Raw genomic sequence first — 1,002 nt, forward strand, 5'->3', positions numbered from 1 at the left:
GCTCACCGGTGCGTCCCGCATACGGCCCGTTGTCCACGACGATGGCCTCCACCAGGCCGTATCCCGCGCTCGTCACGCGCATGGCTGTGCCGCGCCGCATGAAGACGTCGCCGTGCCCCAGCTCGCCGACGCGGACCGGTCCCGTTGCCGCCGGTGACGGTGCTCGCTCCACCACCTCGTCCGGGTTCTTCAGCGCGCCGGTGCGGCCCTTGTGCGGGCCGTCCAGCACCTCCGCCAGCACCGACGTAGCCGACTCGCGTTCGGTCAGGCGCATGAGCGTGCCGTTCCGGAGGAAGCAGTCGGCCTCGTCCAGGTCGCCGAGCCGGGCCAGGCGGTCGGGCTTGCACTCGTGGTCCCGGCACGGGTCCTTCGGGCCCATGCTCATGACGCGCGGCTCGCAGGCCCACGTCACGGCCTTGGCCTTGCCGTCCACGCCGAAGTAGTCCACCAGCGGGGTCACCGGGTGGCCGCAGTCGGCGCAGTTGAGCCGCAGCGTGTCCAGGCCCCGGACGTTCTCGGGCATCTTGGCCAGCAGGTCCGCAGGGGTGCGCCACGCGTCGGCTTCCGCCTGCTGCCGGTCCAGTTCACCGAGGGTCGCCTGGAGGCCCTGCGCAGCATCGTCTGGGCAGCCAGGGCAGTCGTCCGCGTGCTCCGGGTCGTCACTGTCATCGGTGACGACGTGCGCCTCTTCGTCCTCTGAGTCGACGGCGCCGCAGAGCGCGCACCGGACGACCAGGCCCTCCCCGTCGTCCTCCACGGGGTCGTTCTCGGTGAACCCGTCGGGGTGCGTGCACGGGGTGCCGCAGGCGGCGCACACCATCCGGTCGTTCTCTACGCCGAACACGGCGTCGTCGTGGGAGCACGTCCGGCCGTCTTCGGTCTGGCCGGGCGGGATCTTGTTCGCCGTCACGCGCCGGTCGCACGGGGTGCAGGCGACGGCGCCGTGGGGGACGTCCTCGCCGCAGCCGGGGCACCGGTGGGTGTCGGTGTTGCACTGCTCGC

Annotated in this window: 1 protein-coding gene; it reads right to left on the minus strand. The window is 72.5% G+C overall.

Annotated features, from left to right (window positions below):
- Positions 1-1,002: hypothetical protein (locus ACWCV3_RS29100; RefSeq protein WP_451230403.1), on the minus strand; the 1,002-nt coding region annotated here is incomplete at both ends.

This window comes from Streptomyces sp. NPDC001781, from assembly GCF_053596035.1.